Below are 22,022 nucleotides of genomic sequence, written 5' to 3' on the forward strand. Positions count from 1 at the left end.
CATTGGAATGGGGGGATGTACATGAAACCGTTTTCTCAGATAGCAACTTCACACAAAGACATTGTCCAGGGTCATCTCACGATGGATGTTTTTGCCGCTGATCTATGGCAGATTGTAAGCGGCAAAGCCCCGCTCGATTATAAAGACCCTGACCTTTTCTTTAAAAAGACCTTTCTCACAAAAGGTCTCAAAAACATCCTGGATACTGCCGAAAAAAGACTCAAAGGAAGCACGGGTGATTCAGTCATACAACTTCAGACACCGTTCGGCGGAGGAAAAACTCACACTCTCATAGCACTCTATCACAAGGCAAAGGAGTGGAATGCAAACGTTGTGGTTATCGATGGAACAGCCCTGGATCCAAAAGAAGAAAAGCTCTGGGAAGAAATGGAAAGACAGTTGACAGGAGAAGTTACCTTAACAAGAGGAAATACATCTCCAGGTAAAGAGAAGCTGATTGAACTCATCTCAAAAAAGTCTCCAGTGTTGATCCTAATGGACGAAGTTCTCGAGTACATGGCCAAGGCTATGGGTGTAAAGGTAGGGGATTCCAATCTTGCCACACAAAGCCTTGCGTTCATACAGGAACTCACAGGAGCGGTATCCGCTGTTGGAAATGCCCTGCTGGTTGTCACCCTTCCATCAAGTGTTCTAGAGCACTACGATGAAAACACAGAAAGAATGTTTCAGAAACTTCAGAGAATCACCGGAAGAACCGAAAAGATATACACACCGGTGAGTGATGAAGAAATCGTATGCGTTGTGAAAAAAAGACTTTTTGAAAGAATAAACGAGGAAGAGGCAAAAAAGATTGTCGATGAATTCATTGAATACGCAAAGAGTGAAGGAATCTTATCATCGGAAGAGGAAGTACTCGAATACAGAAAAAGATTTCTGGAAAGTTACCCTTTCAAACCGGAAGTGATCGATGTTCTTTACAAAAGATGGGGTTCTTTTCCTTTCTTCCAGAGAACAAGAGGCGTTTTGAGGCTTCTTTCTTTGGTTGTTCATGAACTTCTTAAGGAAAATCTTCCATTCATTCGAATCTGTGATTTCAACTTAAAAAACGAAGATTTACGAAAGGAACTCGTAAAACACTTAGGCAGTGAATGGGAGAGCGTCATCTCTCAGGATATAACTGATAGTAGTTCGGGAGCGAAAACGGTCGATAAAGAGCTTCCTGCCTCATACAGTTCATACAAACTCGGGACAGCTGTTAGTACAGCGATTTTCATGATGTGTTTCACAGGAAGGGGATCGATAGAGGTCAGCATCAAAGAAATAAAGAAAGCCGTTTCTGTCCCCGGACTACCGAGTAGTGTGATAGACACCGTTATAAACAATCTGAAAGAAAAACTCTTCTTCCTGTCGGATGAAGGGCTCTTCTTCACAAACCAGCCGAATCTCAACAGAATTCTGGTCACCAGAGAAGAAAACATTGAGGAAAATGAGATTTATGAGAAGGAGTTAGAAATTCTGAAGAAACATGTGACAAATGGTTCCCATGGATTCAAGGTTTACTTGCATCCGAAGTTTCCAAAAGATGTACCGGACAATTCAGACCTAAAACTTGTGATTCTTGCCAGCGAAAAGCCGAGCATTGATTTTCTTGAAAGATGTGGTGAAAGCCCAAGGGTCTACAGGAACACACTGGTATTTCTTTGTGTTGACGAAACCCAGAGGGGTGCCTTCTATGGATATTTGAAAAAACTCATTGCAGCCATGAGTGTTCAGAGAAGTGACCTAGTTAGAAGTTTAACGGAAGGGCAAAAAAGAGAACTGGGAAATAAAATTAAAAACTACGAAGAAAGAGAGTACGAGGAACTGAGGAAGTATTACCGAAAATTGTTCCTTCCAGGAAAAGATGGATTTGAAGAGATGGATATGAGTTACCCAATGTACGGAGGAGAATCATTCCTGGACAAAGAGATATATGAGTATCTGAAGGAACAGGGTAAGATTCTCGAAGACATATCTCCTAAATTCATAAAAGCCAAGTACCTTTCTGAAAACGACTATCTGGAAACATCCAGGTTGTATGACGCTTTCCTTAAAACTCCTGGTGAAATCATGTTGAAGTCAAAGGATGTACTGATAAACGGTATAAAGAGGGGAGTTGAAGAAGGACTGTTTGGTTTTGGATACCTCGAGGAAGAAAAACCTGTCTGCGTGAAAATAGATGATCGTTTGGAAGATGTAACGTTTGAAGAGAACGAGATAATAGTGAAACCAGATATTTGCAAAAAAGACGCTCAAACAGAGAAAAAAGAAGGTGAAGAAGGGACGGGTTCATCAGAGGAAAACCAGACTTATGGTGGAATTGAATTAGGAGGCTCTGTCACTATAAGCGAAAGTGCTGAAACAAGTACTGTATCAGATGAGAAAAAAATAAGACAACTGAGACTTGAACTCAAAGTTCCCATTGGACAAACATCGACCGTCACAAGAATTTTGAATTATCTGAAGGACAGGTTCTCACGCGTAACGGTAACCGTGTCTATCCAGGCAGAAGATGGCGGACTGGAAAAATCCGATTACGAGGATAGAATACTGGAGGCTTTGAGACAGTCCGGGATCAATATCATCTCTGAGGATAAGAAATGATGCTATTCAGCATCAGAAAACAGACCTTTTCACTAATTCAACTCCTTCATTTGAAAAGTGAATCTGAACGAAAAAAACGGACGAATAATATATTCAGTTTCCGTTCACCAGCTTTATTTGCCTCGTCATGAAATATCAAAACATCACTTTCCGTTCTCATGCTCATTTCAATTCCCCCATAAGCTTTTCAACAGCATCCAGAAATTCTTCAGCTTTTCTTAGCCAGCCTTTCACATCTTCCTCCTCAAACTCAACGAGTTCCCCATAATCTCCAGTTCTTCTGTGTTCAAACATGCGGTTGTAAAATTTCCCCAATTCTTTATCTATCTTTCCGGTTTTTACAAACTCTCTGTTGAAAGCTGCCAGAACTCCACTGTGTTTGGAAAACGAAAGGCCCTTGGTGAGGAGAAGCGCAGAAACTTGATAAAATAGGGCATAATATATTCTGTTTACCGCAGAATGAAATCTCTTATTTTCCAAAAGCAGTTTTGCGTCATCAAGGCATTCTCTTGCTCTCTTTCTCCAGTATTCAATGATTTTCTCCCTCTCGCTCATACAACTACACCTTCTTTTTCGATGTTGATGATGAACGGAAGGACTCCCCTGTATCTATCCCATTCCTTTCTCGAATAAACGCTTACATCCAGAACAACATCGTATTTGAGGTTGAGTTCATAAGCAATGTCGTAAATAGATTCCCTCACTTTAATATCAACGTCTCTGTCCAGTATCACAAGGATATCAATATCCGATTCCTCTTCGGCTTTGTCTCTTGCACGAGAACCGAATAGTATAACCTCCACCTTGCCAAATTTTTCAGAAACCTTTTCCTTGAATTCCGCTACTATTTGGAGTATTTCCATCATTTCATCACCTCCAGAACAGGTACAAAGCACTCCATCAAACTCAGGCCACCGTGGATATAAATACTGTATCCTCCAGGAACAGGCCACGAATAGCGAGATTTTGCCAAATAATACCCATTAAACTCCTTTCTTTTCATCCCCACTTTTTCACAACAAACTGACAGGATTATATCTTTCAGAATATCTCTTTTTTCTACAATGTTGATTTGTTTCCTACAATCGATTTTACTCCAAGTTAAGATGATAACATCAAAGTATCTGAAAACTATTAGACGGTGTTCACATGTAGAGAACAGCATTCATATCTGATGAAAACATGCGGCAGATGACAAGGTTTTGTTTACAGCACCAAAAAAACAGGCTCTCCCACTGGGGAGCCTGGAAGTGTCGGGATTTTCCTGGGTATTACTCCCAGTCCAGGAGTCTTTTTTCTCCCTCGAGTTTTCTTATGTCGGTGATGTCCTGAACGACTTCGAGGGTGCCCATGTAGTTTCCATTTTCATCCAGAACAGGGAAGTATCTTATGTGGATCTTTCTCTCCCCCATGTTGATCCAGAACTCTGCAGGGTCTTTTCTTCCCTCTTTGAAGGCCTTCAGGATCTTGTTCACGATATGAACGCTTCTTGGTGGGTGACAGAACTGTACCGGTCTTCCGAGGACGGTGGGTGATCTGTGGAATATCCTGTGGCTTTCTGAGAAGAAACGAACTCTGTCGTGTTTGTCCACAAAGGTGACATCGATTGGCAAAGTCTTGAAAATTGCGTTCAACTCCTCTATGGAAAGATATCCGCTTTTCAGTTTCAGATCATTTTCTCGAACAAGTGAATACTCAGTGTCAGGTCTGAGTGCTCCTACAACCCTTTTGATCTCTTCGGGTAGCTTTTCGTACGTTTCGGGAGAAACGGTTGGGTCTATCTGGTGTGGAAGGAGTGGCTCTGCAGAAGTTTCCCACTCTTTCACCACTTCCACCTTGTAGTATCCTATGTCTTTTTCAAACATCTTTATGGCCTTCCATTCACCTTCGGAGAGAAGAACCTTCAAAGTTGGATAGAGGATGTTGTTTTCTCTGAAGACCATATCCGAGAGCATCCTTGAAAGTTCGAGGGCTTCTTTTTTCAGCCGTTCATCGTCTTCTTCTTTCTTCAGAAGGTTGATCAGGAGTTTTATTTTCAATCTCACCTCATCATGTTTTGACCAGAGAACGGTGGGAACTGCGGTGATTCCCCTTCTTTCGATGTATGGAAATATCAACATCTCCTCTCTTGTGTAGTGCGTGTATCCTATTCTGGAAAGTTCCGACACGTGCTGGATGAGTTTTTCGTAGAAGTTTCTTCTTCGAGGATCTTCCTTTTGAAGGGAAAACGTACTGGAAGCCAGCAAACCCAGAGCCTCTGCGTCTTTGAGTATCTGTTTGTTCTCTTCGTACAGAGTTCTCAGAGGATGACCTTCTGGAAGGTTTTCTATTTCTCTACCAGCCTCTGATACGGCTCCCCTGAAGAACTCAACATGAAGATCGCACATCTTGATGATGTCTCTCACATTGATCTCACCTTCTCTGAGAAGTTCCTGTTCTATAACGGGAATTTCAAACGGTGACAATCTGGAAAGCAGCTCGCCAAACTGTTTCTTCAGAGACTCTATATCCTCACCTCTGTGAAGTCTCTTCAGTATGTCTTTGAAGACTTCCACCTTTTCTCTTTCCATACCGATCACTCCCCTCAACTATATTTAGGTAATCCTTATTAGATTATAGCACAGGGTGGATTGCGATGGTTTTCCTACTGCCGAACCAACCGAAGCGGATCATCGTATTACACTTTTCAAAAAATTGATTTATGTTTAGTGATATAATAACACAAACGACAGAGCAAACTGGGGGTGGGGGTATGAGAAGTTTGCTTTTTTCCTTCATTATCTTTATGACTGCTTTCCTCTTTGGAGGCTATGCGTACTTTTCAGGAGATCCCATCCTGCGAACTGGTGAAGGAATTTCTTTTGTCATTTCGGACATGGAAAATGTTGTCTTGAATGTGTGGAAAGTGGAAGACGAAGAGAAATTCTTGAGGGCTGTTTTCGCTGGAGAAAACTTCGATTTCTGGTGGCAGAAAAACAACCCCCTCGTTTACAGAAAAACGTTCTCTTCAAGGAACGAGTGGAAAAGATTCTCTGTGCCCTTGAAAGAAAAGGGCTTTTATTTTGCTACTCTGACTTCTCCAGCACCCTTCATGTCAAAAGAGCTCGACAGAGGTTTGTTCATCGTCACCGATCTTGAGGTAATCTACTTTTCCGATGGAAAAAGGACGGTGCTCCATGTTTTTGATATCGACGATGGTTTTGCAGAGAAAGCGGAAGTGATTCTGTACAGAGATTCGAAACCTATCGGCAGATTCTTCACCGATGAATATGGAACCGTTGAAGTTACCGATCTTTTTGACACAGTCTATGTCAGGTATAAAGACTCTCTCTTCGTCGGTGAAGTGTTCACCTCTGGAAGGACTTTTGAAGATGAAAAACTCTTTTTCATCACAGACAGGCCCATTTACAAACCGTCCGATACCGTTTACTTCAGAGGACAGCTTTTCAAAGTTGATGGAAACGTGTACAAGGCTTTTGAAAAAACAGAAGTAACCGTGACTGTTTTTGATACGAAGGAAAACGAAATCTACAGGTCAACTTTTGAAACCAACTCACTCGGAGGCTTCAACGGAAGTTTGAAATTACCAGACACGGCTCCAGTTGGTCTTTACAGGATAAAGATCGAGCATGGTGAGAACACGTTCTGGGAGAACTTTCTGGTTGAGGAGTACAGAAAGCCAGAATACAGAGTAAACATCGAAACCGACAGGGAAACGTACATATCCGGAGAAGTTATAAACTACCGAATCAGAGTTAAGTATTTCAACGATCAGCCGGTCGAAAAAGCAGAGGTTGCCTACTACGTCCATGCGTTCCCAGAAGACGAAAGTGGTTATTTGGTCTACAGAGGAACAGGCTTCACGAACGAAAAGGGAGTTCTGGAGTTTGGTGTGAAGACCCAAGAAGGTTTTCAGGGGGTCTACGTTCTGGAGGTCATCGTGGCAGACGTGAGTCAGAGGCAGATCGAAGAGAAAAAGAATGTGAAGGTATACGCTGATGACGTTTTAATCTCTCCACAGGACAGTTTCGTTTACACATCCCCTGGAAATCAGGTGAGGATGACTGTGAAGGTAACGGATCTGTCGGGAAACCCTCTGGAAGGTGTTCTCTACGTCTTGCACGATGATTCAACGAGCACGGCGGTTGTGGAAAACGGCGAAGCAACTTTCGACTTCGTTCCATATGAAGCCAGGTGCTATAAACTGGAACTGTCTTTCAAGAAGGCAAAAACGCATGTTTACGTGTGTGCCTACCATGGTGCAAGAACGAGCAATGAGTTCGTGATCATCACAGAGAGCGATACGGTGAAACCTGGTGATAGAATACCGATTCGTCTCCTTGCCCCTGGTAGTGTGAAGGGTGTTCTGGGAATTGCTTCGAAGAGGATCTACAAAACAATTCCCGTTGTCTTCACAGGTTCCACCGAACTTCTCGTTGAAATTCCTGAAGATATCCTGGAAAAGAACATTTTCTTTGTTTTTGTTGGATTCGACGAAAAAGGTAGCATCTACCTGACCAAAAAGTTGGATGTTTCTTTGAATACCAATTTTACCGCCATGGAGATAGTGTTCGACAAAGACAAGTACGAGCCTGGAGAAATCGCACAAATCACAGTAAAATCCAGTGTGGATGAGGTTTGTATCTCGGTGGTTGATGAGGCAATATACGATCTTGTGGAAATGGAGCCTCCCCTTCTCGAAGAGTTTCTGTACCCTTCTGTGAACTATCCACAGATAAGAAATGGTTTTGCATCCAGATGGAGTCTTTACGTTTCGAGGAATTCGATCCGAAACAAACTTGCCTCGTTGCCCGAAGAGAAAACCTTTGCTGATTTCAAACAGAATGCTTTTCCCAGTAGGGTGAATGTCAGAGAATACTTTCCTGACACGGTCCTGTGGATACCTGCGGTGAAACTCCACGATGGCACGGCGAGGATAAGTTTCAAGGTGCCAGACAGTATAACGTCGTTCAAAGCAACTGCCTATGGTTTTTCAAAGGACAGGTTTTCCCAGGGAGAAGAGCGGATCGTTGTTTCCAAGAAATTCTACATAACACCACACCTTCCCTCTTTCCTGAGAGAAGGAGACATCATGAGGCTATCTGCAACTGTTTTCAACAGAACGGAGAAGGAGTTTCCCGTCGAGATCAGAATAGAACTCCCTAGTAACATAAAACTCGTTGAAGGAAATCCGTCGAGACGTTTCTTGATGGGAGCGAACTCGTCTCACACGGAGACTTGGACCGTAAAGGCGATTTCTCCTTCCGAGGAAAGTTTCGTGAAATTCTTTGCCAGTGGAGGCGATCTGAGCGATGCGATTTCACTGAAAGTTCCCGTCAAAAGGTTTGCTTTTGAGAGGGAATTTTACAGGATAGTGTTCGTAGATGGGGAAGAAACGCTGACGCTTCCAGAAGGGCCGTTTGTTTTTTCGAAGATAAGATTTTTGAGCAGCATAACACCACTCATCGAAGACAGCTTAAGGCAGCTCATAGATTTTCCGTACGGATGTGTTGAACAGACCATGAGTCGGTTCTTCCCCGCGGTGGTTGCGGCCAACCTGGGGTTGAAGGTGGAAGATCTGGATGAAATCATACAGAGAGGGTTGTTCAGAATATACTACTATCAGCACGCTGACGGTGGATGGGGATGGTTCGATACAGATGAAACCAACAATTTCATGACATGTTATGTTATGGAAGGGCTGTATTTCACAATGAAAGCAGGCTACGATGTGGCAGAAAGTGTTGTAAATAGAGGAATAGAGTACCTCAAATCCCACCCATCTGCTTATGGTTCTTACGTTCTGAATCTGTACGGTGTCGAACACAAGCCGTTCGAACCCAAAACTCCCGCAGATCTGGTCTTCCTGAGCATGAAATCGAAAGAAGCGCTGACAGAGGTATTGAAGTACGTCGTTCAGGACGATCAAAAAGCCTATTTGAAGGTGACCTCTGAAGATCCCCTCATCAGTGAGATTCAACTCAACAGTGTCTTACTCAGAGCCCTTGTGAAATGGAAAGAGTTCCCTGAGCTCAGAAAAAAACTGATGAATTACCTTCTTTTGAAGAAAGAAGGATATTTCTGGACCTCCACGAAGGACACTTCTTTTGCGATCCTTGCACTCCTTGAAGCGATGCCAGTGTACGAATCCACCTCTTTGAAGGTTTTAAACTCTGGAAAAGTGTTCGTACTGGTGCCAGGGGAGGAGAGCCAACTTGTTCCTGGATCTCTGGTTGTCTCAGGTAATGGTTTGGTGGAGGTACACGTCATATATCCAGTGGTGCCGAAAGAGTCCGTGAGCGAGGGTATGAAGATAAAAAGGAAGTTCTACAAGAGGTATGAACTTTTCATAGAAGAGGAAAGAAAACTCGTGGATGTCTTTTTGCCTCTCGGAAAAGGTTACGTTCCACACTCAATACACACAGTTGAAAAGGAAGAAAATGAAGAACTCTTCATCCTGCCCTATGAACATCGGGATAAAACGTTTGAATATTTAGGAATTACCATAAGGGTGAAAGGAAATCAGGCGGAAATAAAAGAAGAGGCGTATCCGTTTTCCAAAATAAAAACCAGAGATGGCCTGATTCTCATAGTTTCCAAAGATGAAGTACTCGTTTATGACACAAGGAAGAACGTCATCACAAGGTATCTGGAAGTTATAGATGGTGATTTTGTTGGGGATAAAATCGTCCTTTTCAAAAAAGGAAAGGTGATAGCAGGTGAAGAAGAAATCCCCGTTCCAGAGGATGTAGCGAAGCTTTCCTGTTCAGGAAACGAACTGATTCTTAAAGGACAAAACAGAATGTACTGGTATACTGGGGGAAGGTTCGTCGAACTACCGTTTGTTGCTGAGAAAGTTTTATTGTGGGATGGTAAGAAACTTGTGGCACAGGACGTACGTTTCAGCGGTTCTTCAAATGTGCTGGAGGGAACATACAAAGTAACTTTCGATGTCGAAGATGTGAGCGTTCAGGTTGGAGACATCGTCAAAACAATAATAAGCATTGAAGGTGATGGTGAATACCTGATCGTAGAAGATTTCATACCCTCCTGTGCTCAGGTGATTCCAAACTATAAAGAAAAAGGTGTCGAGGAAAACAAATTCGTGTATGGCTGGTATGGTTTCTGGGACGAGTGGTACTCTGGCAGGGAATTTCACAAGGATAGAGTGGCATTTTTCGCTATCTGGAATTACGGGAAAAGTTTCGAATATTTCTGGAGAGTGACATCGGATGGAGAGTTTCATCTTCTTCCGGCAAGGGTTTATTCGATGTATTCTCGTGACGTTTACGCTCATTCAGATCCATTCGTTTTTCGCATCGGTAAACATCCTCTCGATGGAGGAGATAGTCAACCTTGAACTGGTCTCCCTGGAAAGGTTCGTGAAGATATGCGAATTCCTCGGGGTTGAACCGGCTACAGATGTGACGATCTTTGAATGCAGTACTCTTGAAGAATACAGCAGAATAACCGGCATGCCTTACTATATAGGAGCCATTTACCAGGATGGCATCATTTACACCCAACCTTTTGAGACGCTTCGAAGGAAAGGTTGCCTCGAGGATGTTTTCATCCATGAACTTCTCCATCATGTCCTTGAGAAGTACTTTGACCTTTCGGAGTGGATGGAAGAGGGTCTGATACTTTTCCTTCTTGGTGTGAAGCCTGAGAAGATCTATGGCTATCACAGAGATTGTCTTTTGAGGATCATGAAGGTGGTTCGATATGAAGAAATACCTGATTTTATTGATCGTTACAGGCGTCCTTCTGTGGAACATCGTTGAAATAATCACGTTCGATGTGAAGGTTTTGAAGGATACTTTTGTTCTGAAAGACGTTCAGGATGTTTTTGTTCCCCTGGAGTTTAAAGGAGCGAGTGTGAACTGTTCAAAGGATTTTGTTCTTAAAGAGGGCGGTGTTGTTATAAAGAACGCAAAACCAGGTGAGGTCATAAGCATGTCCTTCAGGAGTGGAGGAATTTTCAGGGTAAAAAAAGAGTGGAAGATCACGATGAAACCGAGTGAAGAAGATTCGGATGGCGATGGATACCCGGACTCTCTGGAACTGAACAGTGAGGACAGAGAAAGGTTCAGAAACTGGTTCATCTGGATAGCACTGTCTTCGTTTAAAAACGATCCTCCCCACTGGCCCAGAAACGAGAGGGACTGTTCAGGATTTGTCAGATACTGTGTGAGAGAGGCTTTGAAGAAACACACGGCGAACTGGTTTTCTCTCTCCGGGTACGATGGGCCCATCTGGGAAGATGTGGAAAAGTACAACTATCCTAATCTTCCTCTGGTTGGTACGAAGATATTCAGAATAAAGCCTGGTCCATACAACGGCCCAGACGAGTTTGCAAACTTTGCCATCGCAAGAATACTCGTGGAATGCAGCATGGATTTCATCACAAAGGATGTTTCTCAGGCACTTCCGGGTGATATAGCGGTTTTCTTTCACCCTCAAGACGTTCAAATGCCTTACCACCTCATGATCTTTGTGGGAAACCTGAACACAGCAGAACACGAGGGATGGTTTGTGTATCACACAGGACCACTCGGTGAAAATCAGGGAGAACTCAGATTTGTCAGATACTCGGAACTCGTGAATTATGATCCATCCTGGGCTCCACTGGAGATCAACCCGCACTTTCTGGGATTCTACAGGTTTAAATTTTTGAACTAATGAAGAACCTTTTCATATATTCCCTGTTTAAACTCTTTTGCATCATGGGACGGTGAAACACCGAAAAACCTTCTGTATTCTCTGCTGAACTGAGAAAGGCTTTCGTAACCCACTTGGTAGGCTGCCGTTGTGACATCGCTCCCTGCCATGAGAAGTCTTCTTGCCTCACACAGACGGAGTTTTTTCTGGTATTGAAGGGGTGTCATACCGGTCAGGGCTTTAAAATGCTGATAGAAAGAAGACACACTCATTCCAACAAGTTCGGCAAGTTCTTTCATGTTCACTTTTTCGTTGAAATGCTCTTTTAAATAGTTCACTGCTTTCATCACGTTGGTTTTTTCAGACATCGCCATTTGAAAGAGTTTTGATCCCTGCTCGCTTGTGAGGAGTCTGTACGTGATCTCCCTTTTGATCACAGGAAGAAGAACGGGAATGTTTTCTGGTTCGTCGAGAAGATCGAGCATCCTTCTGAAGGCATCCAGAATCTGGTGAGTCACCCTTCCAAGGGACATTCCCCGGGAAGGCCTGTCTTCACGCACGCAGAACCTGCTCTCGACGATGAGTTCTGTGAGGATGTCCATGTCTATTTCCCAGACCAGACCGATGTACGGCTTTTCTCTGGAGGCTTCTATCACTTGGGCTGTGACCGGAAGATCGAGGGAAGTGAGCAGAAAGTTGTTCACATCGTAGACGTAGTATTCTTCTCCAAGAAGAACACGTTTTGCACCCTGAATAGCGATGCAGATACCAGGCGGAAGCATGTAACTGTTTGGCTCTGTGGGGGACTCTCTTCTGCTCACCGTCAAACCTGGAAGAGGGCTCACCACGGGTTGTTTTTCTGTGAGATGTAAAATCCTTTCAATGAGTTTTTTTCTCACGTATTCGAATTCATCCATGTTATCTCATCCCCCTTCCATGTGAAATTCTACTCCGCTCTGGAAAATCAGGCAAAAATTTGAAAATATCTTTCTACCTCTTGATCTGGATGAAACAGTATACTCATATTGAACCTTTCATGAGGGGGGATACCATGGCGATTCCGAAAAGAAAACTGGGAGAAAGAGGTCCTGAAGTCTCTGCCATCGGACTTGGCTGTATGAAGATGAGTTTCGGCCAGAAGAAACTTCCAGACAGAAAAGAGATGATCAAACTCATCAGAACGGCCGTGGAACTTGGCATCAACTTCTTCGATACTGCAGAAGTTTACGGTCCTTACACAAACGAAGAACTCGTTGGGGAAGCGCTGGAGCCGTTCAAAGGTGAAGTTGTGATAGCAACAAAGTTCGGATTTGAACTCTACGAAGATGGAAGACCAGGCTGGAAAGGGTTGAACAGCAGGCCAGAACACATTAAAAAAGCTGTAGAAGGTTCATTGAAGAGACTCAGGGTGGAGGCCATAGACATTCTTTATCAGCACAGAGTGGACCCGAACATTCCAATAGAAGAAGTGGCAGGGACTGTGAAGGAGCTAATAGAAGAAGGTAAGGTAAAGCACTTTGGACTGTGTGAAGCTTCTGCAGAGACGATAAGAAGGGCTCACAGAGTGTGCCCAGTCGATGTAGTTCAGTACGAATACTCCATGTGGTGGAGGAAACCAGAAGAGGAGATAATTCCTACCTGCGAGGAACTGGGGATTGGTTTTGTGGCGTACAGTCCTCTCGGAAAGGGCTTCCTCACGGGGGCAATAAACGAAAACACCACGTTCGATGAAGTGGATCTTCGAAGCAGGATTCCACGCTTCCAGAAGGAGAATTTGAAGGAAAATCTCGCACTTGTAGAGCTTCTGAAGAAGATCGCAGAGCGCAAAGGAGCCACACCCTCACAGATCGCACTTGCATGGATCCTTGCTCAAAAACCATGGATCGTTCCCATCCCAGGCACAACGAAACTGAGTCATCTTCTGGAAAACATCGGAGGAGCTTTTGTCGAACTGACACCAGAGGAACTCCAGGAGATAAACGAAGCTCTCTCGAGGATAGAGATAAAAGGTGGAAGATATCCTGAGGATCTTGAGAGGATGACCTACTTGTGAGGTGTGAGATTATATGAAGAGAATGGGAATCCTTCTTGGAATATGTCTTGGTCTCACCAGCCTATCGATACTCCAAGGATCGGTGTTTGGAGCAGTCCTTCCATCCGTTGTAGAAGAGTTCGGTGTGGACTGGAGTGCCATGGGAGTTGCAATGAGTACCTGGGCGGTCATTTCCGCCTTCTCCCCCATGTTTTTTGGGAGGTTCGTTCACGGATTGTCTCCGATGAACTCTATTGCCCTGATCATGGTGATGCTTTCAGTTCCCACCATCCTCGTTGCTTTCGTGAAAGACTTTTTCTCCCTAAATATTGTGAGAATAGTAGAAAGTCTGGCTGTTCCCTTTTCCTATCCACTCGCTGCAAAAGTGGTTGAGATGTATGTGGATCCCAGAAAAAGAGGGATCGCAACAGCAATATACAACACAGGTTCAATGATAGGACTTGCACTCGGGTACGTTGTTGTCGCACTCGTGAATGGTTCCTGGAAGAGTTCCATGATCGCTGGTGGGCTTCTCGGTGTTATCTACGTTCCAGTTGCGTACCTCTTGTGGAACGGTTTTCTGGAGGCAAAAACGCAAAGAAGAACAGAGTGGAGCGGTTCTCAAAAGAAAGCACACGCTACTTTCAGGCATGTGTTCACCATCGTGCTGTGGCTTTCCCTTGGTCATTTCTCCGCCGTTTACACCTGGAACCTGATGTTCAACTGGCTATCCACCTTCCTTGTTCGCGAAGTTCAGCTGGACTATGGTTTCATCGCACTCGTTCTTGGAATCATGGCTGTTGTATCTGGCACTCTGGAGATCTTCATAGGTCTGTGGTCTGACAGGGTGAGAGGAATACGTGGAAGAGTGATACCACTGTACGCTGGCTTGCTTCCGTCAGCAGTTCTTCTGATACTTTCCACTCTCTCCGTGAGTCCCTTTTTAACGGCCATTATGATGGGACTTTCTATTCTCTTTTGGAGACTTTCAACACCTTCTTTCTGGGCGATATTTGGTGATCTCATTTCACCGGAACACTTTGAAAGGGCAAGCAACATCTACGTGGGAGCGGTTATTTTCTCCGGTATCGTTTCTTCTCTTGTGAACGGATACATAGTCTCACTGACTGGTTCGATGAAGTACGCCATACTCCTTTCTGCCTTCATACTGATTCTTTCGCCGATCTTTTTCACAGTGGGTGCCAGGATGGGTTTAAAGGAGGAAGAACATGAAAGTTGAAGTTATCAACTTAAGGGAAGACCGTCCGGTGACGCTAACCTCCTACATCGTAAATCGCTCGAAAGAAATTTCCTGGGAAAAGAGACCCGCCGTGGTGATCTGCCCGGGTGGTGCCTTTCTTTCCACATCGGACAGGGAGGCCGAACCTGTAGCTTTGAGATTTCTTTCAAGAGGTTACAACGCGTTCGTTCTGAGGTACACCACAGCCAGTATGGGGACAGAAAAGGTGTATCCGGATGTTCTGTACGATCTTGCCAGTGCCGTTGTCACAATCAGGAGGAGAGCAGAAGACTGGAACACCGATCCTGAGAAGGTCGTGATTGTCGGCTTTTCCGCTGGAGGAGCTCTGGCCTCTCTGTACAGTATCATGTGGCACAGAAAATGGTTTTCCGAAACGCTGGACGTTTCATCCAACGTCTTGAAACCATCAGCGGTCATTCTCGCCTATCCCGGGGTGGACTATGTAAAAATGTACGAGATTTTCAAAAAACAAAGTGGTCCGGCTTCGGAGATGTTTTTCAAATCGACCATCACGGTCCTCGGTACGGAGAGTTTCTCTGTAGAATCACTCGAAGAGATCTCCGCTACCTACCACGTTGACAAAAACGTTCCGCCCACGTTCATCTGGACCACATCAGACGATGAGTATGTTCCCGTGGAGAGTGTGATCACGTACGTTCAGGCTCTTGCACAGCATGGAGTTCCTTTTGAATTCCATGTTTTTGAAAAGGGTGGGCATGGTCTATCCCTTGCAGACAAAACAACTGCTAGAACGGACGATCAGATTAACCCACACGTGGCAAAGTGGATAGATCTTGCCTTTGAGTGGCTCGAGGAGCATCTCTGGGGGTGAAATCATGTTCAGCGATCTCTTTGAAAAGGGCACAAAGGCATCGAGCGATTTCTTCACCGGAACAGTCTGGGTGAAGATGCTTGTTACAGACGAGGATGGTATTTTTGACACTCAGGTATACAACGTTGTTTTCGAACCTTCTTCCAGAACTCACTGGCATTCTCATCCAGGTGGACAGATCCTGATCGTGACAAGAGGAAAAGGCTTTTACCAGGAGAAGGGAAAACCCGCTCGACCTCTTAAACCAGGAGACGTAGTGGAGATCCCACCGAATGTGGTTCACTGGCACGGTGCTGCACCGGATGAAGAATTCGCCCACATTGGTATGAGCACCAGGGTACACCTTGGTCCTACGAAGTGGTTCGGACCTGTTACAGATGAAGAGTATAAAAGCGCAGTTGAAGAAAAATAGGAAGTGTTAATCATGATGAGATTTGAATACTACAATCCAACAAGATTCATCTTTGGTGCAGGTTCACTTGAAAGACTTGAAGAAGTAGTAAGCAAGTACGGAAAAAGGCGTTGCTTGTCATAGGTAAAGGTAGAGACAAGCTAGAAGTGGTTATGGAAGTCATCGACAGGTTTGAGAAATTTCTGCGCTCGATTGGATGTCCAACGCGTCTATCCGAGTTAGGAATTGGAGAAATCACAGAAGATATGCTCTATCACTGGACTGAGAAAACTCTTGAGGTACTCTGTGACGAAAAAGGAAGACTGCCGGGAGTTCCACCGTTCAGTAAAGACGATATCGTGGAGATACTGAAGATGGCAATACGAACTGTACAGGGGGTGATGGTATGCAAATTCCAAAAGTTACTCTGAACAACGGTGTTGAAATGCCCATTCTTGGATACGGTGTTTTTCAAATACCTCCGGAACAGACCGAAGAATGTGTGTATGAAGCTATCAAGGTAGGCTACAGGCTCATCGATACTGCAGCGGCTTATATGAATGAAGAAGCGGTGGGCAGAGCTGTAAAGAGGGCAATCGAAGAAGGAATTACAACAAGAGAAGAACTTTTCATCACCACAAAACTCTGGATACAGGATGCAGGATATGAGTCTGCAAAGAGGGCTTTTGAAAAATCCCTGAAGAAGCTTCAGCTTGAATACATCGATCTTTACTTGATTCATCAACCCTTTGGAGATGTGCACTGTGCTTGGCGAGCCATGGAAGAGCTGTACAAAAGTGGACTTGTAAGAGCCATAGGTGTGAGCAATTTCTATCCTGATCGACTCATGGATCTGATGGTTCATCACGAGATAGTTCCGGCGGTGAACCAGATCGAGATACATCCGTTTTATCAGAGACAGGAGGAGATCGAATTTATGAGAAATTACAACATTCAACCTGAAGCGTGGGGACCCTTTGCAGAAGGAAGAAACAACATATTCGAAAACGAAGTTTTAAAATCGATCGCCCAAAAGCATGGAAAAACCGTTGCACAAGTGATTTTAAGATGGTGCATCCAGAATGGGATCGTGGTCATTCCAAAGACCGTTCGAAAAGAGAGGATGATCGAAAACATCAGTGTGTTTGATTTTGAATTAGATCAGGAGGACATGGAAAAGATCTCCTCGCTGGACACCGGAAAGAGTTTGTTCTTCTCGCACAGGGATCCCGAACAGGTAAAACGATTGAGTAGTTTCAAGCTGCCAGAATGAGTCGTTTCGACATCTCGTTTTGGAGGTGGGGGATGAAGAGAAGAGCAATTACGGTATTGATAATGTTTACGATATTTCTGGTCGTTGCCCACGGTAGAAATGTTATGATTCCAGAGAAACTAAAAGAAATTCCCGATGAGTATTTTAAACCTTCGAAACAACCTGGAACGCTGACAGAGTTATATTATGACACCTATGAATCTTTTTCTTATAGCGAAAAATCAAGACCAATTAGAAAACGCGCAATTGTGTATCTTCCGTATGGATACAACGAAAACCAAAAATACGATGTGTTCTATCTTATGCATGGTGGTTGGGGTGATGAGACCTCTATGCTTGGAACTCCTGAGAAACCATCTCCCTTAAAAAATGTCATTGATAATGCAATTGCCGCAGGTGAGATCAAACCGTTGATCATAGTATGCCCAACTTATAACAACACGAACGAGAATGGATTGGATTCTGCTAATTTTTCTCTTGCAATGCAATTGACGAGGAATTATCCTAATGAATTATTGAACGATTTGATCCCTGCAGTCGAAGGAACGTACAGCACTTACGCTGAAAGTACATCTAAAGAAAATTTGATCGCCTCCCGTGATCATCGTGGATTCGGTGGATTTTCTATGGGGGCGGTTGCAACGTGGAGGATATTCCGTTACGCTCTCGATTACTTTCGCTATTTCTTGCCAATGAGTTGTGGAACAACTCTGAACGATGAAGAAATTTTTGCTTCTGCCGAAGGACGTGATCCGAATGATTATTTTGTTTTTGTGATGACAGGAACCAACGACTTTGCGTATGCCTATGATAAAGCCAGAGTGGATCGTATGAGAAAATCCCCTTATTTCATTGATTTCGATGAAAGTCCTGATGGTAATTTTGCGTTTCGCGTTAAGGATGGATATTCTCATGATATGCGAGCTGCAATGGAATACATTTATAACGGATTGAAAGTATTCTGGGGAGGTGATGAAAAGACGCAGGAAAAACAAAGAGAAAATCGGCAAGTCTCGAAAAATGATCAATCCTTTAAACCTTTCACTACAGACACAAAAATTGAAGATGTGATAAAAGATCCGTCTTTTGGAAAGTTCGGAAGGCTTCTTTTCCCGACGGATAAAAGGTATTACAGTGGAGATACCCTTGGTGAGCTCTCCCTGACATGGTATGGCAAACTTAATCCGAATAAAACAGTGGAAATCGTTAATTACTTGAAAAAACGTGTCGAGTCAGGAGATACAATTTTCTACGACATTTATTCAGATGAAGAAAAAGTCCGGGATCCTGACAAAGAGAACACGGGGTTGTTCTTCTTTCGCGGCAACAAGGGTGCAAAAACGGCCATCATCGTTGCGGGTGGTGGATTTGCGTATGTTGGTGCGATGCAGGACAGTTTTCCACATGCTCTTGAGCTCAGCAAAATGGGGTACAACGCGTTCGCTTTAATTTATCGTCCAGATCCGCAGGCAGCCTGTGAAGATCTTGCTCGGGCGATTGCTTTTTTGCATGAAAACGCCGGCGAAATCGGAATAGATATGGAGGACTATTCTCTCTGGGGAGGATCTGCCGGAGCACGTGTGGTGGCGTGGGTAGGAAGTTACGGGACCGAAAGCTTTGGAGAAAAGAGATATCCGCACCCAGCGATTGTTGTTATGCAGTATACTGCTCTGTCGGAAGTGACGGGAAGAGAACCTCCTACATTTGCAGTTGTGGGAACGAATGATGCGATCGTGCCATATAAGACGATGGTAGATAGAATCAACAAGATTAAAGCAAATGGAACCGATGCGGAAATAACGATCTTTCCAGGACTTCCACATGGATTTGGTCTTGGGGAAGGAACTATCGCTGAAGGCTGGATATATGATGCTGTAAGGTTTTGGGAAAAACACATGACACGATGATCGTTCCAAACTGAAATGGGGAGATGAAAATATGAAAGCTCTTATAGTTTACTACAGCTGGTCTGGAAATACTCGCAAAATAGCAAGGTTAATCCAGGAAATAACAGGCGGAGACATCGTTGAACTAGTTCCTGAAAGGCCCTATCCTTCTTCTTACAGGGAAACTGTCGAGCAGGCAAAAGGAGAGATAAAAACAGGCTACAAACCTCCCTTGAAGACGAAAATTGAAGGTGTCGAAAAGTATGACGTCATCTTTCTTGGAACACCGAACTGGTGGGGAACGGTGGCACCACCTGTTGCCACGTTTCTTTCCCAGTACGATCTTTCTGGAAAGAAGATTGCTCCGTTCATCAGCCATGGAGGGGGAGGAAAACAGCGAATCGTGGAGGATATAAAGAGAATGTGCCCAGGTTCAAAGGTTCTGATGGAACTTGCTGTGTATTACGATGGGGGAAGAGATCTCGAAAGGGTAGTTTCAGACTGGGTCAGAAAGGTGCTAGAATCGAACTGATGAACGCACCTGGGGGAACAAAAATGATCAAAAGAACGTTTTTTCTGATGGCCTTTGTGCTTGTTGTTTCATCTTTTGCGGGTGTTCTTCACTTTGAACACGCCGACATCGTCTATCCGAAAGGATACTACGAGAATGCCGTTCTTGTTGGAAATATCTTTGAGACGATAAGACCGAAAGTGATAGAACTCGTCGGGAACGATCCCGGGCGGATAACGATCGTTCTCAAAGACAGGGGCACAGTCTCCAACGGCTACACGATGCCGTTTTTTCACAGAACGATCGTGATCTACCCGTGGCCACCAGAGGGCTGGAAGCACTTTCAACTTCCGCTCGAAGACTGGTACACCTACGTTCTGATCCACGAGTTCTCGCACATGTGCCATCTCACCTACCAGGGTGATCTGGAGAAAACTCTCACAGAGCTCACAGGACTTCCCCTTTATCCACAACTTTTCAGTGGGTTGATCGAAGGAGTTACTCTTTTCAACGAGAGCTATTTTTCTCCCTCTTCCGGAAGACTGAACAACCCTTTCTATTCGGATGGATTGTTTTATTACTCCCTTTCGAGTTTTCCCTCTCCTTCTTACAGTGAGATAGTACCAGAAGACGACTATCGGAGAGATCTTCTCTACTACAACTTCACCGGGGGGTTTTACGAGTACCTTGTAGAAACATATGGCCTTGAAAAGGTGAAGGAGTTCTTCCGTGAGTCGTCAAAGATAGCAAGTGGTGATGCCTATAGAAAGGTTTTCGGAAAGAGTTTGAACGAGATTTACACGGACTGGATCTTCTCCCTCACAGATCTCAGCTACGATCAGGGAGATCTGATTCACACAGCAGAGAACACAAGGCTTTACAAACTTGACCTCTTCGAAAACAACCTTGTGGTTTTGAGTGAAGAGTACGGTTCTTTCACCTCTTATACGGGAATGAAAAAAGAATCGCTCAGGTTCATCGATTTTGATGGAAAGAAAGCAAAGGAGATACCTCTGGAAAACGCAATCGATGTGAAGTACGACGATGGAAGGATCTACGCCCTCTGCAAAGAACGTTCTTTTGATCGATACGAAAACGTTCTCTGGAATGTGACAGAGAAAAAGATCATCGAAAAAGGAAACATAAGCGCTTTTGCCGTTCAAAATGGCAGAGTTTATCTTTCTTTCTACGATACAGAATCGATGAAAAGCAGAATAAAAGGACCACAGTTTGAGTACGTGTTCGATGGGTTCATCAGGTACATGGACGCCTCTGAAGACTACATCGCACTTTTGACGCTCGACAACAAAATCATCGTTCTGGACAGAAAAACAAAAAGGGAAGTTTCAAAAATCAACACACCGGAGATGAAGGGACCGTACGTTCGCTTCTGGAGAGACGGTGTGATCTTCGTTCAGGTAAAAGGTGACTATACTATACCGTGCTACTACGATCTGAAGGAAAAAAGGCTGTATTCTCTGGCAGAGAAAACTCTTCTCAGTGATTTCCTGGTTGAAGGTGACACTCTTTACTACATCAGCTATGTCCCGTATGGAAAAACAGGTGGAATGGGTGTGTACAGAAAGAGCCTGAAAATGAAACCCCTGAAAACAAGCAAAGAAGATTATCACTTTTCAAAGGAAGAGACTATCTTTACCGCCTCTGACGAAACTTCGTTCAGGATAAAGAAATTTCTCAGGCCCGTTCTACACGTGTCTCTGTACTTACCAGAAGTGAGAGAGAAAGAAGTGGTTCACAACTTTTCTTTTCTTCTCGGTTTTTCCAGCGTGGAAAACGATGTTCAGTTCTTTCTCATGCCGAACGTGAACTCGAAAGACGGATTCAGCAAGTACGTCGGATTTTCTATGGTGAAGGATTCTTTCACGGCCTATGGAAGTTATGTCTATCCACACGGAATCTACAGCCTTGGACTCTCTGTAAACGCTGGAAAGTTGATGCTTTCTCCATCTTCTGAACTGGAACTTGGTCTGGGAATGAGTTTTGACTCGATCGGCTCTGGTGTTTCAAACCCGCTGGACGTCATTCCAAACGTGAAATCAAAGAACGTAGGAGCTGGTCTTGGGTTAAAAACGTATCTTTTTGATCTTCCAGTTTCTCTGAGGACTTACCTTACGTTCAGCTCGGAAGATATCGAAAATCTCTTTACACTGGACAGCCTTTACTCTTTCAACGAGCTGAAAATCGCCCTGGGGAAAGAAAGCAGTCTTTCTGTGAGATTTAACCTTCAGCTGGCAGATCTGGACACTTTAAACTATGATATATCGCTGGCACAGACACTCTTTGAAGATCGTGCAGAACTCTTCAACGGACTTGTCCTTGTGAAAAACACCGGAAACACGATCGGTATAACATCTCTTGAACTGAATGGAGGCCAGAGAGTCAACGCTCTTTACGATCACATCTTTGTGGAGACCTACACGAAGGGCTTCAAATTCTATCTAACTGCCGGGGTGTTTCTCTCCTCTTCGATGAATCCAGCCTTCTACGTCGCTTTCAGTTTCAGCCCGAACGGATTTCCCTCCTTTCCGGTTTTCATCAATCTTAAGTGAT

General features: G+C 44.1%; 17 protein-coding genes. 13 read left to right on the forward strand and 4 right to left on the reverse strand.

What is annotated here, in order from left to right; translation table 11 throughout:
* The first annotated feature begins 21 nt into the window (after window positions 1-21).
* Window positions 22-2,604, forward strand: coding sequence for an ATP-binding protein (locus AS006_RS05665; protein WP_101513394.1), 2,583 nt, complete (start codon window positions 22-24; stop codon window positions 2,602-2,604).
* A 162-nt stretch (window positions 2,605-2,766) separates the two neighbouring features.
* On the opposite strand, the gene AS006_RS05670 is transcribed toward AS006_RS05665, so the two are convergent.
* From AS006_RS05670 to AS006_RS05680, 3 genes are all read right to left on the reverse strand, one after another.
* Entirely contained in the window at window positions 2,767-3,159 is a 393-nt protein-coding gene (locus AS006_RS05670) for a HEPN domain-containing protein (RefSeq protein ID WP_101513395.1), read from the reverse strand.
* Window positions 3,156-3,470: a nucleotidyltransferase domain-containing protein gene (locus AS006_RS05675; protein WP_199167427.1), complete on the reverse strand. Its 315-nt coding sequence runs from the start codon at window positions 3,468-3,470 to the stop codon at window positions 3,156-3,158. Before AS006_RS05675 ends, AS006_RS05670 begins: the two co-directional genes overlap by 4 nt.
* A gap of 405 nt (window positions 3,471-3,875) precedes the next feature.
* On the reverse strand, window positions 3,876-5,174 hold the full coding sequence (locus AS006_RS05680) for a DUF438 domain-containing protein (protein WP_101513396.1): 1,299 nt from the start codon (window positions 5,172-5,174) through the stop codon (window positions 3,876-3,878).
* Window positions 5,175-5,356: 182 nt separating this feature from the next.
* Here AS006_RS05680 and AS006_RS05685 point away from each other — a divergent pair, with 182 nt between their 5' ends.
* The 3 genes from AS006_RS05685 to AS006_RS05695 are packed head-to-tail and all read left to right on the forward strand — an operon-like array spanning window position 5,357 to window position 11,286.
* Entirely contained in the window at window positions 5,357-9,964 is a 4,608-nt protein-coding gene (locus AS006_RS05685) for an MG2 domain-containing protein (RefSeq protein WP_101513397.1), read from the forward strand.
* Window positions 9,942-10,388, forward strand: coding sequence for a hypothetical protein (locus tag AS006_RS05690; protein WP_199167428.1), 447 nt, complete (start codon window positions 9,942-9,944; stop codon window positions 10,386-10,388). Before AS006_RS05685 ends, AS006_RS05690 begins: the two co-directional genes overlap by 23 nt.
* Complete coding sequence (locus tag AS006_RS05695; protein WP_101513398.1) at window positions 10,330-11,286, forward strand: DUF1175 domain-containing protein; 957 nt, start codon at window positions 10,330-10,332, stop codon at window positions 11,284-11,286. Before AS006_RS05690 ends, AS006_RS05695 begins: the two co-directional genes overlap by 59 nt.
* Here the strand turns inward: AS006_RS05695 and AS006_RS05700 are convergent.
* Window positions 11,283-12,182: an AraC family transcriptional regulator gene (locus tag AS006_RS05700; RefSeq protein ID WP_101513399.1), complete on the reverse strand. Its 900-nt coding sequence runs from the start codon at window positions 12,180-12,182 to the stop codon at window positions 11,283-11,285. The genes AS006_RS05695 and AS006_RS05700 overlap by 4 nt on opposite strands.
* Window positions 12,183-12,316: 134 nt before the next feature.
* Between AS006_RS05700 and AS006_RS05705 the strand changes: the two genes are divergently transcribed.
* The 9 genes from AS006_RS05705 (at window position 12,317) to AS006_RS05745 (ending at window position 22,021) form a co-directional block, all read left to right on the forward strand.
* Entirely contained in the window at window positions 12,317-13,318 is a 1,002-nt protein-coding gene (locus AS006_RS05705) for an aldo/keto reductase (RefSeq protein ID WP_101513400.1), read from the forward strand.
* 13 nt (window positions 13,319-13,331) lie between these two features.
* A complete protein-coding gene (locus tag AS006_RS05710) occupies window positions 13,332-14,537 on the forward strand; it encodes an MFS transporter (protein WP_101513401.1) in 1,206 nt (401 codons plus the stop codon).
* Window positions 14,527-15,390 carry an alpha/beta hydrolase gene (locus tag AS006_RS05715; RefSeq protein ID WP_101513402.1) on the forward strand — a complete coding sequence of 288 codons (864 nt, stop codon included), beginning with the start codon at window positions 14,527-14,529 and terminating at the stop codon, window positions 15,388-15,390. Before AS006_RS05710 ends, AS006_RS05715 begins: the two co-directional genes overlap by 11 nt.
* Before the next feature lie 4 nt (window positions 15,391-15,394).
* Window positions 15,395-15,802, forward strand: coding sequence for a cupin domain-containing protein (locus AS006_RS05720; protein ID WP_101513403.1), 408 nt, complete (start codon window positions 15,395-15,397; stop codon window positions 15,800-15,802).
* 110 nt (window positions 15,803-15,912) lie between these two features.
* On the forward strand, window positions 15,913-16,212 hold the full coding sequence (locus AS006_RS05725) for a hypothetical protein (protein WP_199167430.1): 300 nt from the start codon (window positions 15,913-15,915) through the stop codon (window positions 16,210-16,212).
* Window positions 16,188-17,054 (forward strand): aldo/keto reductase, encoded by an 867-nt coding sequence (locus AS006_RS05730; protein WP_101513404.1) that lies wholly within the window; start codon window positions 16,188-16,190, stop codon window positions 17,052-17,054. The genes AS006_RS05725 and AS006_RS05730 overlap by 25 nt, the downstream gene beginning before the upstream one ends.
* Before the next feature lie 32 nt (window positions 17,055-17,086).
* Window positions 17,087-18,961: an alpha/beta hydrolase-fold protein gene (locus tag AS006_RS05735; protein ID WP_101513405.1), complete on the forward strand. Its 1,875-nt coding sequence runs from the start codon at window positions 17,087-17,089 to the stop codon at window positions 18,959-18,961.
* A 31-nt stretch (window positions 18,962-18,992) separates the two neighbouring features.
* Complete coding sequence (locus AS006_RS05740; protein WP_101513406.1) at window positions 18,993-19,472, forward strand: flavodoxin; 480 nt, start codon at window positions 18,993-18,995, stop codon at window positions 19,470-19,472.
* Between the two features lie 23 nt (window positions 19,473-19,495).
* Window positions 19,496-22,021 carry a hypothetical protein gene (locus AS006_RS05745; RefSeq protein ID WP_101513407.1) on the forward strand — a complete coding sequence of 842 codons (2,526 nt, stop codon included), beginning with the start codon at window positions 19,496-19,498 and terminating at the stop codon, window positions 22,019-22,021.
* Window position 22,022: the final 1 nt, after the last annotated feature.

It is taken from the genome of Thermotoga sp. SG1, from assembly GCF_002865985.1.
In the GTDB taxonomy this organism is placed as follows: domain Bacteria; phylum Thermotogota; class Thermotogae; order Thermotogales; family Thermotogaceae; genus Thermotoga.